This is a genomic window from Amycolatopsis sp. NPDC004169 (assembly GCF_040610315.1).
Classification (GTDB): Bacteria; Actinomycetota; Actinomycetes; order Mycobacteriales; family Pseudonocardiaceae; genus Amycolatopsis.
In genome coordinates this window covers 75446-91187 of record NZ_JBEXMD010000017.1, presented here as the reverse complement: position 1 = coordinate 91187, position 15742 = coordinate 75446, and the positions used below count along the sequence as shown (strand labels likewise).

Genomic DNA, 15742 nt, shown 5'->3' with positions numbered 1-15742 from the left:
GGGAGCGGCTGTGGTGGTGCGGGTCCAGGAGTTCGAGCGGGTCCTGAAGACGCTGGCGGAGGTCCAGCGTTCGGAAGCGCGTGACTACTCGTCGTTCAGCGTGCGCGGCAAGCGGTTCGGCTACTTCTGGCCGCGGACCCGGACCGTCGGGCTCAAGCAGGAGATCTCCGAGCAGCTGGCGCTGGTGTCGGAACGCCCGGACGTGTTCGAGGTGCAGTTCACCGCCGGCGGGTTCGGCTGGGTCGTCGTCCACCTCGACCGCATCGACGCCGACGAACTCGCCGAGCTCCTCTACGAGGCCTGGCGCCTGTCCGCCCCCGAGGAGCTCGTCGCCGAGGTGCCCTTCACCAGGATCGCCCGCGCGTAGAGCAGGTCGAACCCCTGCCGCTGCACGTTCTGCTGCGACTTCGACCCCGGCTGCGTGGTGACGACCGCGAGATCGCACCCGGCCTCGGCGGCCGCCGCGAGCCGGGCCCGCAGCAACGCCGTCTGGACGCCGCGGCGCCGGTGTGCAGGCAGGGTGGCCGCGCCGCTGAACTGCGCGATCCCGTCGGTGACGCGGAAGCTCGCCCCGCCGGCGAACTCGCCGTCCCGCTCCGCGAGGTACCGCCGGACGCCTGCCATGTCCCGCAACGCGTTCACCAGCAGCTCGCGGGGGAAGTCCTCGTGTGACGGCAGCCCTTGCTCGTCGGGCACCGCGGTCGCTTCGGCCACCGCGGACAGCCAGGTCTCCAGCTCGTCGTCCCGGCAGGCGCGGACGTCGCCGGGGAACGAACCACGCTCGAGCCGGCGGCCGAGCACGTTCTCGTAGGACTCCAGCCGGTAGCCGCGCGCGGTGAAGAACGCGCCCGTGCCGGCCTCGGCGAGCTGCGAAAGCTCCACCTGCACCGGCGCGCCCAGCTCGGCGAACGCCGCTTCCACCTCGTCGAGCTCCGCGGAGCCCGGCAGCCCGGCGAACCCCAGCCCGGCGACCTTGGTGAACGGCGAGTCCGGCTCGGCGAAGGTGGCGACACCCCCGGCGAGCGACCGCGTGAAGCCGGGACCGCCCCCGAGCCGCAGCCGCGTGGCGTCGGCGCACGCCGCGACGAACTGCGCGTCCGCGCGTTCGATGCGCTCGGCCAGAGCTGTCCCGCAAAAGAGCCGTTCCCCGTCCACGCCCTCACCATGCCGGACGCGGACGGGGAACGAAACCGGTTTTCAGCCCTCCACGCGGTGCGAAGCCCAGAACGACGTCAGGTCGGTCGAACCGGCCGCCGCCTGCGCTGCGGCCTTGAACTCCGCCGTGGTCGACACGCCGTACCAGTGCGACTGCGCGTACGACTTCAGCAGGTTCGCCATCGCCGTGTCGCCGATCAGCCGCCGCAGGTCGTGCAGGGTGCACTTGCCGTAGTTGTAGACCACCGTGGAGTACCGGGACGAGTGCGCGTCCCAGTAGGCCATCGAGTTGGTCAGCTTCTCCGCGCTCGACTGCCACGTGATGCCGCAGCCGCTGCCGGTGATCCCGCGGTAGAGGTCGGTGGCGTAGTCGGTGAAGCTCTCGTCCAGCCACGGCGAGTTGTACTCGTCGTCACCGACGATCCCGTAGAACCACTGGTGCGCCAGCTCGTGGGGGAGCGCCGTGGTGGACACGAGGTCCAGCACGAAGCCCGGGTATTCCATGCCGCCGAACCAGAAGTTGTTGTCCAGCACCACGTCGACCTCGCCGTACGGGTAGTCGCCGAAGCGGCCCGAGTGGACGTCGATCGCGTCGGCGGCCAGCGTGAGCATCTGGTTGGCGCTGCTGGTCGAGATCCCGCTGACGGAGTAGACGTTGACCCGCACGCCCTTGCCGGAGGTCGTGGTGATCTTCGCGAACGGCCCGGCGGCCCAGGCGAAGTCGCGCACCTTCGAAGCCACCGCGTGCGTGGTGGTCGTGCTGCCGCTGGTCGTCTCGGTCGACGTCCCGGTGGCCGGGGTCAGCAGCGACGTCGGGTGCACCAGGGTGACGTCGAAGTCGCTGATCACCGTGTAGAACGACTCGCCGTTGTTCGTGTACGGGTCCAGGTGCCAGCCCGCGCCGTCGCGGACGGCGAGCACCGGCAGCGCGTTGCCGATCATGTTGAACGCGCCGTCGTGGCCGAACCGGTCGGCGCCGCTCGGCACGACGATGCTCAGGTCGAACCCGATGCTCGCCGACTGGCCCTGGGCCAGCGGCGCGGGCAGCGTGATCTTCAGCGCGGTGCAGTTCACGCTCAGCGCGGACGGCGTGCCGCCGGTGACGTTCGTGACGGTGATCGGCGTGCTCGGGCAGCTGCCGTGGTAGTTGTCCCACAGCCGCAGGTACACCTCGGGCAGCGCGGTCGCCGAGCCGTTGGTGAAGCTGACGCTCTGGTGCCCGGTCCAGGTGTCGCCGGCGGTGTTCGACGTCAGGTTCACCGTGTAGGCCGGGTTGATCGGCGTCCGCGTGGAGTCCGCCGGCGCCGCGGTGATCGTCCAGGTGAAGGTGGCGCTGCCGCTGTTGCCGGCCGGGTCCTTCGCCGTCACGGTCACCGAGGACGTGCCCGCGGTGGTCGGCGTGCCGGTGATCTTGCCGGTGCCCGCGCCGATCGCCAGGCCCGCGGGCAGTCCGGTGGCACTGTAGGTGAGCGCGTCACCCTGCGGGTCGCTCGCCTGGATCTGCAGCGAAGCGGCCTGGCCGACGGCACCGGTCTGGGCGCCCGGCGAGGTGACGACCGGCGACTGCGGGTTGCTCGTCCCGGTGGTGGTCAGCGCGAAGTCGTCGAGGAGGAAGTTGGTGGCCAGGCTGGAGTCCTCGGTGCCGGTGATCTTCAGCGTGACCGTCTGGCCGAGGTAGCGCGAGACGTCCACCGTGCGCTGGGCGTACCCGGTGTTCTTGTCGAGGTTCGAGTAGCCGGCCAAGGTGTCGGAACCGGCCTGCACCACCAGCTTGTCGTAGGCGGTGCCGGTCGAGGTCTCCTTGGTGTCGATGTGCGTCCACCACGAGAGCGTCGCCGACGCGCAGCCGGCGGGCAGCGTCAGCGACTGCGACAGGGTGTCGGTGTGGGTGCTGCCGTAGCCGTCCAGCCACGCGTCCATCGTCCCGCCGTGCGCGGGTTCGGCCGTGGTGGCCGCGGAGATGACGCCGCTGGTCTGGGTCCACGGCGTCGTGCCGCTCTCGAACCCGCCGTTGGCGACGAGCTGGTCACCGCAGACCGCGGCGGCCTGGGCCGGCGTGGCGACGGCGACGGTGCCCAGCAGGCCGATGGCCACGCCGAGCACGGCAGGAAGCACCCTCGATCTCATGGAGGTCGTCCTTTCCCGGCTCCACCCGTGGGAGCCAGGAGAAGCGTCCTCTGCGCCCCGGATGGGCGGAACCCGCCAAGAGTCGGGTTCCGCAGGCCTGGATGCCCCTTTCGTCGTGTATGCGCGGGAACGTCCGGGTGTACGGATCTTGTACGGCGGCTTGCGAGCTTGGGCTCATCCGACAGGGAGGAAGTCATGGCCCCGAAGTTCAAGGCGCTCACCGCGGCGGTCGGCGCGCTGCTCGCGCTGGCCGGCAGCGGCGTCGCGCACGCCGCGCCGGCCGCGGTGACCGCCGACGCCACCGGCATGGAAGCGATCTTCAACAACCCGCCCGAGAACGGCGACCGCGACCACTCGATCGAAACGCGGCTGGTGCAGCTGGCCAACGGCACCCCGGCCGGCGCGGAAATCCACATCTCGCTCTTCAGCTGGACGCGGCCGGCGCTCGCCGAGGCGCTCAAGGCGGCGCAGGCCCGCGGCGTCAAGGTGCGGATCGCCCTCGACGGTGCCGCGGACGACGACCCGGCCAACACCGCGATGCCGATCCTCAAGTCCGCCGGGCTCACCCAGCTGGTGTTCTGCGGTACCGGCGGCAACAACACCGGGTGCATCGCCCACGACGGCAGCCCGCACTCGATCAACCACGACAAGCTGTGGATGTTCTCCGAGACCGAGGGCAAGAAGGACGTCGTCGTCATCGGCTCGTACAACCTGACCACGTTGCAGGGCAACCTGTTCAACAACGCCCTGCTGACCTACGGCGACGCGGACCTGTACGGCTTCTACCTCGGCCACATGCAGAAGATGCTGGCGCAGAAGAAGAACAACGACTACTTCGACACCGCCGGCTACCACAAGACGCTGACCACCATGGTCACCGGCTACCTTTCGCCGCGCGCCGACTCGAAGGGCGGCGACTCCGAGGAGTTCGCCACCGACACCTGGGCACAGCTGCTGAAGTACGTCACCAAGTACGAAGCCGGCTGCTCGCTCGACGTCGTGCAGGCCAACATCGCCGACTCGCGCACCCCGGTCGTCGACGAGCTGGTCCGGATCGGCAAGCTGGGCTGCAAGGTCCGGATCGTCTACGACGACATGGGCACCGCGGCGCTGGCCGCCCTCAAGGGCAAGGCGAACGTGACGCTCAAGCGGTTCAACACGACCGTCGGCGACCGCGAGATCTCCGTGCACTCGAAGTACATGCTCTACACGGGCAACTACAGCGAGAAGGCCGGCCGTCAGCTCGTCTTCACCGGCTCGCACAACATCTCCGGCGCGGCCCTGCGCGACAACGACGAGATCCTCGTCAAGGTGGAGAACGCCGGGATCAGCGCGGCCTACGAGGACAACTTCAGCACCATCCTGGCCCGCGCCAAGTGCACGGCCCCGGCTGCCTGCTGACGCTAGGCCGCTTCCGCCAGCACGGCTGCCGCCCGGGTTTCCAGCGGCCGGTAGCCGGCCTGGGCGGCCAGTTTGACCGCGGCTTCGCCGTGGGTGCGCGCCGCTTCGGCGTCACCCACGGCGAGCGCCGCCTCGGCGAGACCGGTCAGCGCCGCGGCTTCGCACCACGTGAAGCTCGTTTCCCGGGCGATCTCCAGCGCCGCCGTCAGGTGCTCGACCGCGTCCGCCGGGCGGTCCAGCCGGAGGCAGGTTTCGCCCAGCGAGGCCAGCGCGGACGCTTCGGTGCCGCGGTCGCCGATGCGGCGGGTCAGTTCCACCGCTTCGGCCGCGTCGGCGAGGGCCCGGGTGGCGTCGCCCGCCCTGGCCTCCATGACCGCGCGGCCGGACAGCGCCGCCGCTTCGCCGTACTGGTAGCCGAGTTCCCGGTTCGCGGTCAGCGCCCGCTCGTAGAGCCCGGCCGCGACGGCGTTCCCGAGATCGCGGTGGACGTGCCCGAGGTCGACCAGCAGCACGGCCACGCTGAACCGCGCGCCGTCGCGTTCGGCGATCTCCAGCGCCCGGCCGAAGTGCCCGAGCGCGGCTTCGAAGTCGCCGACCTGGCCGCACGCGAACCCGAGGTTGGCCAGGGCCATCGTGATCCCCGGCATGGCCGTTTCTTCGCACAGCCGCAACGCTTCCAGACCGCACTCGATCGCTTCGCGCGCGTCGCCGAGGCGCTGGAGCACGGCACTGAGGTTGTTGAGCGCCGCGGCGCGCCCGGCCGGCCACTCCGCCGCCAGCCCGTCGGTGAGGACCGTCGTCAAGTGGGCCCGTGCTTCGGCGTAGCGGCCGCTGTTGACGCCGGCCAGCGCGATGGACAGCCGCATCGCCGCCTGCGCCTGCCGGTCGCCTTCGGCCTGGGCGGCCGTCAGCGCGGTCGTGGCCGTGTCGATCCACTCGGTGTGGTGGCCGCGGTGGTGGAAGAACGCCCGGAGCGCGTCGGCCAGGTGCCAGGCGTGTTCGCGCGGGCCGTGCGCCGCGGCGTGCTCGACGGCGGCGGCGAGGTTCGGCCACTCCGTGTCCAGCCAGGCCAGCGCGTCTTCGGTGCCCTCGAACGCCGGCTCCGGCTCGCGCCGGGGGAGCCGGAGGAAGTGCGGGATCAGCAACCGGCCTGCCGCGTCGGCGGTGGCCAGGTAGTGGTCGAACAGCCGCCGCCGCGCCGCGTCCGCGTCGGCGGGGGTGTCGTCGGCCGCGACCCGCCCGCCCGCGTAGCTGCGCAGCAGGTCGTGGAAGCGGTAGCGGCCCGGCAGGTGCCGTTCGACGAGGTTGGCCGCGGCGAGGGCCTTGAGCTGCTGGCCGCCGCGTCCGTCGGCGACCGCGGCGAGCCGCGCGGCCACCGGCGCGGTGAACGTCTGGCCCGGCACCAGCGCGAGCCGCCGGAACAGCAGGCGGTGCTCGGCGGGCAGTGCCCGGTACGAAACGGAGAACGCCGTGGTGACGGCGCTTTCTTCGGCGCCGTCGACGCTCAGCCCGGCCAGCGGGTCGCCGCCGGCGAGCTCGCGCGCCAGCTCGGCGATCCCTGACACCTCGCCGGCGCCGAGGTTCGCCGCCGCCAGCCGCAGGGCCAGCGGCAGGTGCCCGCACAACCGGGCCAGCTCCGCCGCCGCGGCCGGCTCGGCGGCGACCGCGGGCGGCCCGAGCACGGTTTCCAGCAGCTGCCGGGAGTCCTCGGCCGGCAGCACGGACAGCGGCACCGCGAGCGCGCCGGTGCGGGCGATGAGGTCGCCGAGCCGCTGGCGGCTGGTGACCAGCACGGTGCCCGACGGCGGCAGCAGCGGCGTCACCTGGGCGCTGTCGCGGGCGTTGTCGAGCAGGACGAGCACCCGCCGGTCGGCCAGCAGCGAGCGCCACAGCGCCGTGCGGGCGTCCGGCTCCGGCGGGATCGCGCGCGGGTCGGTCCCCAGCGCCCGCAGCAGCTGCGCGGCGGCGACGGCCGGGGTGAGCGGCTCGTGGTCCGGGTCGAACCCGCGCAGGTCGAGGTAGAGCTGGCCGTCGGGGAACCGGTCGCGGACCCGGTGGGCCCAGCGGACGGCGAGCGCGGTCTTGCCGACGCCCGCGGTCCCGGTGACCACCCGGATGTCGGCACCGGCACCGGGTTCCGCCGGTGCGTCGAGCCGGGCCAGCTCGGCGGCGCGGCCGGTGAAGCCGCGGACGTCGTGCGGCAGTTGCGCCGGGCGGACCGGCTCGGGTGGCGGCTCCGGCGCGGGGTCGAGCGCCGGGTCGGCCGCGAGGATCGCCGCCTCCAGCCGGCTCAGCTCCGGCGAAGGGTCGAGCCCGAGCTCGGTGACGAGCCGGGCGCGCAGGGCGCGGAAGGCGGCGAGAGCGGCGTCAGTGCGGCCTTCGCGGTACAGGGCGAGCATGAGCTGGCCGACGAACCGCTGCCGCAGCGGGTGCGCGGCGACCAGCTTCGTCAGCTCGGCCAGCAGGTTACGGCCCCGGCCGAGCCGCAGCTGCGCGTCGATCCGGTCCTCCAGCGCGCTCCACCGGGCTTCGTGCAACCCGGCGAGCAGGACACCGGCGACGTCGGCGGACGCGGCCCCGGCGAGCGGCTCGCCCCGCCAGAGCCCGAGTGCCTCGTCGAACAGCTCGACGGCGGCCTCGTCACCGGCCGCGCGGGCCCGGCGGGTGAGGGCGGTGAAGCGGTGGGCGTCGATGGTGTCCGGGTCGGCGCGCAGCACGTAACCATGGCTTCCGGAAGCCAGCTCTGGGCCGCCGTGCGTGCGGAACACCGCCCGCAGCCGCGAAACCAGCGCCTGGACGGTGTTGCGCGCGCTGGCCGGGGGATCGTCGGGCCACAGCAGGTCCACGAGGTGTTCGACGGTGACCGGGCGGGGCGTCTCGAGCAGCAGGACGGCGAGGACCAGGCGCTGCTTGCGGGAACCGAGGTCGACCGGGGCGCCGTCCGCCGTCGCCTCGACGGCGCCGAGGACGCGGAACTCCACCCGGTCACCTCCCCTCACCTGATCGGGTGTGCAAGCGTACTGCAAGCGTGGCTCAGCCCCGGTCCGCCATCCTGGCGGGGCTGCAGGACATGCTCCCGACGATGTCCACGGCCGGCTCGGTCGCCGGGGGACCGGCGGATTCGGCTGTCGTTGTTCCACGGGCGGCACGAGCTGGGGGTAGGACCACCACGGCGACCCCTCCACGGTCGCCGTGGTGGCCCTTTTCGCTGCCCGGGGCAGCAGCTGCCGGACTCCGGTGGCGGTCCGGGCCTGCTCGACGCAGAATGCGCGCATGCAGCCGACGGTCGTCCGGGTGGCGCGGCTGGCCGACCCGGCCGGGCCCGCCGACGGCGTCCGCGTGCTCGTGGAGCGGCTGTGGCCCCGCGGAACCGCCCGGACGGCGGTGGTCCTCGACGGCTGGTACCGCGGCCTGGCGCCATCGGACCGGCTGCGCACCTGGTACGGCCACGACCCGGAGAGGTTCGCGGAGTTCGCCGAGCGCTACCGTGCCGAGCTGCGCGAGCCGGACCGAGTGGCGGCCCTGGACCGCCTGCGCGAGCTGGCGGGCGACGGCCCGGTGACCCTGCTGACGGCCAGCGCCACCCCGGCAATCAGCCAGGCAGCGGTACTGGCAGCGGTCCTCACCGGCGAGTGACCCGGCATCCGACCCTCTGAGTACGCCACCCGACCCTCCGGGTACGCAGGCCGACTGCCTGGGCACGCAACCCGACCCTCTGCGGACACAGCCCGACTGCTTGGGTACGCAAGTCGACCTCGCGGGGCCCGCCCCGACCTTCGACGTACGCAACCCGACCCTGTGGGTACGCAACCCGACCCTGTGGGTACGCAACCCGACCCTGTGGGTACCCAACCCGACCCTGTGGGTACGCAACCCGACCCCTACCGGCGGGCAACCGCGCCCATCTCGCGCGCCCCGGCTCGGCGCTTCAGGAGCGGGCCGCGTCGGCCGTCACCAGGACCGTGGCCGTGGCCGAGCCGAGTGTGTCGTGGCGGGCCGTCAGCGTGAGCGTCCCCGGCGGCCCCGCGAACGGCCGCAGCCACACCGCGGCCGCGCCACCCGTGGCGCCGAAGTCCAGCACCGGGTCGCCGACCAGCTCGCCCGGGCCGGTCAGCGTCAGCCGGACTCGTCCGGCCGTTCCCGCCCGCAGCGTCCCGAAGCGGTCCGTTGCCGCCACCACCACACGGGTGGCGTCGCTCCCGTCCGCGCGCAACTCCGGGTCGTCGGGCACGCAGCTGAGCACGTCCGCACCGCGGTCGCCGCTGAACCGGCGGCTGAGGACCAGCCGTCCGGCCAGGTAGCCGTCGATGCGCAGCTGCGGCCGCCGCCCCTTCGGCACCACCAGGTCGGCTGCGAAGGGCGGGTACCGCAGGTGCGGGAAGTCCGCGCGCCTGCTGCGGGCCTCGCCCGCGGGGCGGTCGTCGAGGAACAGCAGCAGGCGGTCGCAGTTGGACCAGATCGTCGCGCCGGCGCCCGGCCCGGCCGGCTGGGCGGTGAAGTCCCACGCGAAACCGGGCTCGACGACCGCCCGCACCTGAGGATCGGCCTGCGAGGCGTAGAAGGCCGCGGCCGGCTTGGGGATGCGGAAGATGTCCGACACGCCGGCGAACTTCGACCCGCCGACCGACCGCTGCCAGCCCGACGGGTAGTCGAACGCGCACCACGCGAGCAACCCGCAGTAACGGTCGTCGGCGGCGGCCAGGTCGTGGGCCTTCGCGTGCAGTTCCGCCTGCTGCTGCCGGACGCCGGGGGCATCGGTGCGGCGGTACGCGCGGGCGCCGGCGAGCGTGCCGATCGTCTCCGTCACCAGGTACGGCACCCCCGGCCGCGGCGGGCGCAGCCGGAAGGGCGCCCCGCGCCGGGCGGTGTAGTCGTTGTAGGCCAGGATTTCGACGTCGCTGCCGGCGAACCGGCCGAGCGTGCTGCTGGCCAGCGCGCCGCTCGTCGGGCGGGACGGGTCCAGCTGCCGCGCGAGCCGCCCGGTGCGCTGGTACATCGCCGTCGGCCCGTTGGCCTCGTTCACCCGCGTGCCCCAGACGACGATGCTCGGGTGGTTGCGGTCGCGCACGACCATGCCCTCGATGTCCGCCAGGTTCCGCCGCTGCCAGGCGTCGTCGCCGACGTGACCCCAGCCGGGGATCTCCTCCCACACCAGCAGGCCCAGCTCGTCGCAGGCGTCGAGGAACGCGCTGGACTGCGGGTAGTGGGAGCAGCGGACCATGGTGCAGTTCAGCTCGCGGCGCAGGATCTCGGCGTCCCGCCGTTGCACGCGATCCGGCAGCGCACCGCCGGCGAAGGGGTACCACTGGTGGCGGTTGAGGCCGAACAGCTGCAGCCGCCGCCCGTTGAGGAAGAACCCCTCGGTGGTGAACCGCGCGTCGCGGAACCCGGTCCGGACCACCCGCTGGTCGACCGCGTGTTTCCCGGACTCGACGGTCACGACGACGTCGCACAGGGCGGGGTCCTCGACGTCCCACAGCCGCACCCCGCCGAGCCCGCCGACGTCGAATTCGGCCGTCCTGCCCCGCACCGGCGCGGCCCCGCGCGCCAGCTCACGGCCGCCTTGCCGCACGGACGCGGTCACCTGGCCCGCGACGGGCGAGTCGAGCGTGCAGGCCAGGTGCAGCGACCGGCCGGGGGAGAGCACGTCGACCGGCCGGGCGAAGACGTCGGTGAGCCGGACCCGAGGCACCGCGCCGACGGTGGCCGGGCGGTAGATCCCGGCCGGCTGGTAGAAGTCGATCACCGACGGCCCGCCCCCGCGCGGCAGGTTGGGCGGCACGTCCAGCGTCCACCGCCCGTCCACGACCACGGCGAGCACGTTGTCGCCCGCCACGACGTCGGGCAGTTCGACTTCGAAGGGCAGGTAGCCGCCTTCGTGGGTGCCGAGGAGCCGGCCGTTGAGGTGCACTTCGGCGTTGGTCATGACGCCGTCGAAGCGGGCGGTGTGGCGTTCGGCCGTGGACGCGGTGAAGTGCTTGCGGTAGATCCACCGGTCCTGCCAGGACGCGGGATCCCACCCGGTCCACGAAAGCGGCGTCACGCAGTGCGGCAGCTGAACGGGGGAGAGGTCGACCTCGTCGAAGCCGAGCTCGGTGCACCCGTCGTCGTACCGCCCGAACAACCAGAAATCCCCCAGCCGCAGGGCATCCGCCCCGGGCGAGGCATGCCCGGCCGACCCGGCGACGACCCCGAGCAGGGCGGCCCCACCGGCGGCGAGGAACCCCCGCCGGGACAACCGCCCCCGCAACTCGGCCATCGGCGACCTCCGGGCTCGGGCTCCGCTGTGTTATCGCTCGTCCCGGGTAAGACGTCACAAACGATCAGGCGGTTGCTCACCGAAGGGTGGAAGCGCGCACCACCAGTTCCGGTGTGAACACGACCTTCCGGTGTTCGTGGTCGCTTTCGGACGCCTCCGCCAGCAGCAGCTCCACCGCCGTGCGGCCCAGCCGGCGCCGTGGCTGGCGGACCGAGGTCAACGGCACTGCGGCCGCCGCGGCGAACTCGATGTCGTCGTAGCCCACTATGGCCAAGTCCTGCGGGACGCTCATGCGGAGGTTCGCGCACGTCTGCAGCAGGCCGAGGGCGACCAGGTCGTTGGCGCAGAACGCCGCCGTCGGGCGGCGGGGGGACGGGAGACCCGCCAGGCGCTCGCCCGCTCCGCGGCCGTCGGCCACGGTCAGGGCCGTTGTCGTGAGGTCGACCAGGTGGTCCGGGCCGAGGCCCGCCGCTTCCAGGGCGCGCAACGCGCCAAGGCGGCGGTCGCGGACCTGGCCGACACTCGTGTGGTTGCCGATGAACGCGATCCGCTCGTGGCCCTGCTCGATCAGGTGCCGCACGGCGATCTCGCCGCCGTGGACGTCGTCGACCGCGACCGAGCAGTGCGTGGCGCCTTCGGGGGTGCGGTCGACGACCACCAGTGGCGTGCCGCGGCGGGCGATCTCGCCCAGCAGCGGGGCGTCCGGGTCGACCGGCGTGATGAGAATGCCCTGCACGCGCTGCTGTTCGAGGCGCCCGAGGTAGGCCTCTTCGCGCGACGGCTGGTGCGCGCTGTTGCAGAGGAACAGGGACAGGTCGCCCGCGTCCGCGGCGTCCTCCATCCCGCCCGCGACGTCGGTGAAGAACGGGTTGCTGCCGTCGAGCATCACGTACGCCAGGACGCGGCTGCGGCCGGCGCGCAGCTGCCGCGCGGATTCGTTGCGCACGAACCGGAGGTCGGCCATCGCGGCCTCGACCCTCGCCCGGGTCGCCGGGCTGACCCGGTCGGGGCGGTTGAGCACGTTGGACACCGTGCCGAGGGAGACGCCGGCGGCCGCCGCGACCTCCTTCATGCCCGCGGCTCGCGGCTCCCTGACGACCATCGGACCCCCTCGTTGAAACGTAACATCACGGCGACCGACCTGGTGGAGACGCCGTTTGGCCACGGCCGCGCCGATGCATTGACTTCTTCTTCCGCTGCATAGTAGCTTCACCGCACCAGATTTGTGAAACCTTTCAATCCGGAGGTCGCAATGACGCGGCAGGACCCGGGCCGGGCCCCTCTGCTGGAGGTGCGCGGCGTGACGAAGTCGTTCGGCGCGGTCGCGGCGGTCTCCGGCGTGAGCTTCGGGCTGCACGCCGGCGAGGCCCACGCGCTGGTGGGGGAGAACGGCGCCGGCAAGTCCACGATCGTCAAGATGCTGGCCGGGGTGCACAAGCCCGACGACGGCACGCTGCTGCTGGACGGCGAGCCGGTCGGGTTCGGTTCGCCCGCCGACGCGAAGGCGGCCGGCATCGCGGTCATCTACCAGGAACCCACGCTGTTCCCCGACCTGAGCGTCGCGGAGAACATCGTGATGGGCCGCCACCCGCGCAAGAGCCTCGGCCGGATCGACCGGGCGGCGGTCCGCGCCGAGGCCGAACGCCTGTTCGCGCGCCTCGGCGTCCGGATCGACCCCGCTCGCCCGGCCCGCGGCCTGTCCATCGCCGACCAGCAGATCGTCGAGATCGCCAAGGCGCTCAGCGCCGACGCCCGGGTCCTCGTCATGGACGAACCCACCGCCGCACTGACCCGGATCGAGGTCGAGCGGCTGTTCTCCGTCGCCCGGACGCTGCGCGGGGAAGGCGCCGCGATCATGTTCATCTCCCACCGCTTCGAGGAGATCACCGAGCTCTGCCAGCGCGTGACGATCATGCGCGACGGCAGGCACGTCTCCACCGACGCCCTCGAGGACGTCACCGTCGACGAGATGGTCAAGCGCATGGTCGGCCGCGACCTCGACGCGTTGTTCCCCAAGCAGGACGTCGAGCCCGGCGCGGTCGTGCTGGAGGTCGAGGGCCTGGCCCGGGAGGGCGTGTTCCGCGACATCTCCTTCTCCGTGCGCGCGGGCGAAATCGTCGCCTTCGCCGGCCTGGTCGGTTCCGGCCGCTCGGAGGTCGTCCAAGCCGTCTTCGGCGTCGACGAGCGGGACGCCGGGGTGGTCAAGGTGAGCGGCAAGAAGCTCAAGCCGCACTCGTCGCGGGCCGCGATGGCCGCCGGGATGGCCCTGGTCCCGGAGGACCGGCGGCAGCAGGGCCTGATCATGGACCTCTCGATCGAGCGGAACGTGACGCTGCCGCGCTCGCGGGCGCTGGCGCAGCTCGGCTTCCTGACCGGCGCGAGCGAACGTCGGGAGGCACGCCGCTGGACCGAGCGGCTGCGCACCAAGTACCGCAGGCTCGGCGACCCCGTCGGCACGCTGTCGGGCGGGAACCAGCAGAAGGTCGTGCTGGCCAAGTGGCTGGCCATGGCGCCGCGGGTGCTGATCGTGGACGAGCCGACGCGCGGCATCGACGTCGGCACCAAGGCCGAGGTCCACCGGCTGATGTCGGCACTGGCCGCCGAGGGCGTCGCGATCGTGATGGTGTCCTCGGAACTGCCGGAGGTGCTGGGCATGGCCGACCGCGTGCTGGTGATGCGGGAAGGCCGGATCGTGGCCGAGCTCCCGCGCGCCGAGGCGACCGAGGACTCGGTGATGTTCGCCGCGATGGGGCAGGGGGCCGCCGCATGACCGTCACCGAGGAGGCCCGCGTGACGAAGGACCCGGCCGTCCACTCGCGACGGTCGTGGCCGGCGAACGTGCTGAAGGCCCGCGAATCCGGCATCGTGCTCGCCCTGATCGTCCTGGTCGCGTTCACCGCGACGCAGAACTCCCGGTTCCTGTCCGGGCAGAGCATCCGCGACATCCTCCTGGGGACCGCGATCCTGGCGGTGCTCGCCGTCGGGCAGGCGATCGTGATGATCACCCGCAACATCGACCTCTCGGTCGGTTCGGTGCTCGGGCTGTCGGCGTTCGCCGTGGGCACGCTGATGAAGGACAACCCGGGCCTGCCGGTCGTCGTCGCGATCCTGGCCGGGCTGGCCGTCGGCGCGGTGTGCGGGCTGGTCAACGGCGTCCTGGTGCGCTTCGGCCAGGTGCCCGCGCTGGTCGTCACGCTCGGCACGCTCTACGCCTACCGCGGCGTCAGCTACTTCTGGGCCGGCGGACGGCAGATCAACGCCGACAAGCTCCCGGCGTCCTTCCTGGACTTCGGCACCGCGTCGATCCTCGGCGTGCCCTGGCTGGTCCTGATCGCCCTGCTGGTCCTGGTCGCCGCCGGGATCGTGCTCCGGAGCTACCGCGCCGGGCGCGAGCTGTACGCGATGGGCTCGAGCCCGCAGGCCGCGAAGCTCGCGGGCATCAAGGTCGGCCGCAACACCAGCGCCGCCTTCCTGGTCAGCGGTGCGCTGGCGGGACTGGCCGGCGTCCTGTTCGCCGCCCGGTTCGGCACCGTGGACGCGGCCGCCGGCACCGGCTACGAGCTCAACGTCGTCGCCGCGGCCGTGGTCGGCGGGGTGGCGGTGTTCGGCGGCAGCGGCTCGGTCTGGGGCGCGGGCCTCGGCGCGCTGCTGCTGACGGTCATCGGCAGCGCCCTGGCCGTGCTCGACATCAACCAGTTCTGGCAGCAGGCCATCGTCGGCGCGCTGATCCTGCTCGCGATCGGCGCCGACCGGCTCGTCGCCGTGCGCGTCGCCAAGGCACTGAAGAAGAGGGATTCCCATGTCTGACACCGGGAACCGGTTCGGCAGGCTGCTCAGCTGGGACGCCGCCGTCGTGCTCGTCACGGTGCTCGTCCTGCTCGTCGCCTCCGGCGCGGTCGAGAACTTCGGCACCAGCCGCAACTTCACCTTCCTGCTGCTCGACCTGCTCCCGATCGCGCTGGTCGCGCTGCCGATGACGTTCATCATCGTCACCGGCGAAATCGACCTCTCGGTGGCGAGCACGCTCGGCCTGACGTCGGCGGTGATGGGCTCGCTGTGGAACGCGGGGTGGGCGATCGAGACGATCATCCCGCTCTGCATCGTGCTCGGCGCGGTCCTCGGCGCGCTGAACGGCTTCTTCGTCACCGTGCTGAAGCTGCCGTCCCTGGCCGTCACCATCGGCACGCTCGCCCTCTACCGCGGCCTGGCGTTCGTCGTGCTCGGTGACGGCGCGGTCGCCGACTTCCCGCGGGCCTACACGAGCTGGGTCACCGGGACGATCGGCGACGGCCCGATCCCGAACGTCCTGATCCCGCTGGTGGTCGTCGCGCTGGTCTTCGGCGTGGTGCTGCACGCGACCCCGATCGGCCGCGGCGTCTTCGCGGCCGGGGCCGGCGAACAGGCGGCCCGGTTCGCCGGCATCCGCACCGGACGGCTCAAGTTCTGGCTGTACGTCGTGAGCGGCGCGGTCGCGGGGCTCGCCGGGGTGCTGTGGACGCTGCGGTACTCCAGCGCCCGCGCCGACAACGGCTTCGGCCTCGAACTCGCGGTCGTGGCCGCCGTGCTGCTGGGTGGCGTGTCCATCTTCGGCGGCAAGGGCACGCTGCCCGGCGTGCTGGCCGGGGTGGTCCTGCTGGCGTCCCTGCAGAACGCGCTGCGCCTGCAGGACGTGTCGAACGAAGCCCTCAACATCGTGACCGGCGTGCTCCTGATCGTGTCGGTCCTGCTGCCCAACATCGTGATTGCGGCCCGCACGGCAGTGCGTCGCCGTCGGCAAGCGGTAACTCCGGAAAGGTGACG

General features: G+C 72.6%; 11 protein-coding genes. 6 read left to right on the top strand and 5 right to left on the bottom strand.

What is annotated here, in order from left to right; translation table 11 throughout:
* Positions 1 to 10 precede the first annotated feature (10 nt).
* Positions 11 to 367, top strand: coding sequence for an MmcQ/YjbR family DNA-binding protein (locus tag ABZX11_RS23630; protein ID WP_176169765.1), 357 nt, complete (start codon positions 11 to 13; stop codon positions 365 to 367).
* On the opposite strand, the gene ABZX11_RS23625 is transcribed toward ABZX11_RS23630, so the two are convergent.
* Both ABZX11_RS23625 and ABZX11_RS23620 read right to left on the bottom strand, forming a co-directional pair.
* Positions 292 to 1155: a GNAT family N-acetyltransferase gene (locus ABZX11_RS23625; protein WP_354916296.1), complete on the bottom strand. Its 864-nt coding sequence runs from the start codon at positions 1153 to 1155 to the stop codon at positions 292 to 294. The two genes, ABZX11_RS23630 and ABZX11_RS23625, sit on opposite strands and share 76 nt — an antisense overlap.
* Before the next feature lie 42 nt (positions 1156 to 1197).
* Entirely contained in the window at positions 1198 to 3270 is a 2073-nt protein-coding gene (locus ABZX11_RS23620) for a putative Ig domain-containing protein (RefSeq protein WP_354916480.1), read from the bottom strand.
* A gap of 207 nt (positions 3271 to 3477) precedes the next feature.
* Between ABZX11_RS23620 and ABZX11_RS23615 the strand changes: the two genes are divergently transcribed.
* Positions 3478 to 4683 (top strand): phospholipase D-like domain-containing protein, encoded by a 1206-nt coding sequence (locus ABZX11_RS23615; protein WP_354916293.1) that lies wholly within the window; start codon positions 3478 to 3480, stop codon positions 4681 to 4683.
* A 2-nt stretch (positions 4684 to 4685) separates the two neighbouring features.
* On the opposite strand, the gene ABZX11_RS23610 is transcribed toward ABZX11_RS23615, so the two are convergent.
* Positions 4686 to 7664, bottom strand: a complete 2979-nt coding sequence (locus tag ABZX11_RS23610; RefSeq protein WP_354916290.1) for a BTAD domain-containing putative transcriptional regulator — start codon at positions 7662 to 7664, stop codon at positions 4686 to 4688.
* A gap of 292 nt (positions 7665 to 7956) precedes the next feature.
* On the opposite strand from ABZX11_RS23610, the gene ABZX11_RS23605 reads away from it, so the two are divergent.
* Positions 7957 to 8319: a DUF488 family protein gene (locus ABZX11_RS23605; RefSeq protein ID WP_176169761.1), complete on the top strand. Its 363-nt coding sequence runs from the start codon at positions 7957 to 7959 to the stop codon at positions 8317 to 8319.
* Between the two features lie 292 nt (positions 8320 to 8611).
* On the opposite strand, the gene ABZX11_RS23600 is transcribed toward ABZX11_RS23605, so the two are convergent.
* Complete coding sequence (locus ABZX11_RS23600; RefSeq protein ID WP_354916287.1) at positions 8612 to 10942, bottom strand: glycoside hydrolase family 2 TIM barrel-domain containing protein; 2331 nt, start codon at positions 10940 to 10942, stop codon at positions 8612 to 8614.
* A 76-nt stretch (positions 10943 to 11018) separates the two neighbouring features.
* On the bottom strand, positions 11019 to 12044 hold the full coding sequence (locus ABZX11_RS23595; protein ID WP_176177640.1) for a LacI family DNA-binding transcriptional regulator: 1026 nt from the start codon (positions 12042 to 12044) through the stop codon (positions 11019 to 11021).
* A gap of 150 nt (positions 12045 to 12194) precedes the next feature.
* Between ABZX11_RS23595 and ABZX11_RS23590 the strand changes: the two genes are divergently transcribed.
* Genes ABZX11_RS23590 through ABZX11_RS23580 form a run of 3 tightly spaced genes read left to right on the top strand, consistent with a single transcriptional unit; the run spans position 12195 to position 15740 of the window.
* Positions 12195 to 13712: a sugar ABC transporter ATP-binding protein gene (locus tag ABZX11_RS23590; protein ID WP_354916284.1), complete on the top strand. Its 1518-nt coding sequence runs from the start codon at positions 12195 to 12197 to the stop codon at positions 13710 to 13712.
* Complete coding sequence (locus tag ABZX11_RS23585) at positions 13709 to 14749, top strand: ABC transporter permease (protein ID WP_176169759.1); 1041 nt, start codon at positions 13709 to 13711, stop codon at positions 14747 to 14749. Before ABZX11_RS23590 ends, ABZX11_RS23585 begins: the two co-directional genes overlap by 4 nt.
* Positions 14742 to 15740, top strand: coding sequence for an ABC transporter permease (locus ABZX11_RS23580; protein ID WP_354916281.1), 999 nt, complete (start codon positions 14742 to 14744; stop codon positions 15738 to 15740). Before ABZX11_RS23585 ends, ABZX11_RS23580 begins: the two co-directional genes overlap by 8 nt.
* Positions 15741 to 15742: the final 2 nt, after the last annotated feature.

Coding starts and splice junctions, on each gene's coding strand:
- ABZX11_RS23590 (WP_354916284.1), top strand. CDS start 12,195: ATGACGCGGCAGGACCCGGGCCGGGCCCCTCTGCTGGAGGTGCGCGGC.
- ABZX11_RS23600 (WP_354916287.1), bottom strand. CDS start 10,942: ATGGCCGAGTTGCGGGGGCGGTTGTCCCGGCGGGGGTTCCTCGCCGCC.
- ABZX11_RS23585 (WP_176169759.1), top strand. CDS start 13,709: ATGACCGTCACCGAGGAGGCCCGCGTGACGAAGGACCCGGCCGTCCAC.
- ABZX11_RS23615 (WP_354916293.1), top strand. CDS start 3,478: ATGGCCCCGAAGTTCAAGGCGCTCACCGCGGCGGTCGGCGCGCTGCTC.
- ABZX11_RS23580 (WP_354916281.1), top strand. CDS start 14,742: ATGTCTGACACCGGGAACCGGTTCGGCAGGCTGCTCAGCTGGGACGCC.
- ABZX11_RS23595 (WP_176177640.1), bottom strand. CDS start 12,044: ATGGTCGTCAGGGAGCCGCGAGCCGCGGGCATGAAGGAGGTCGCGGCG.
- ABZX11_RS23605 (WP_176169761.1), top strand. CDS start 7,957: ATGCAGCCGACGGTCGTCCGGGTGGCGCGGCTGGCCGACCCGGCCGGG.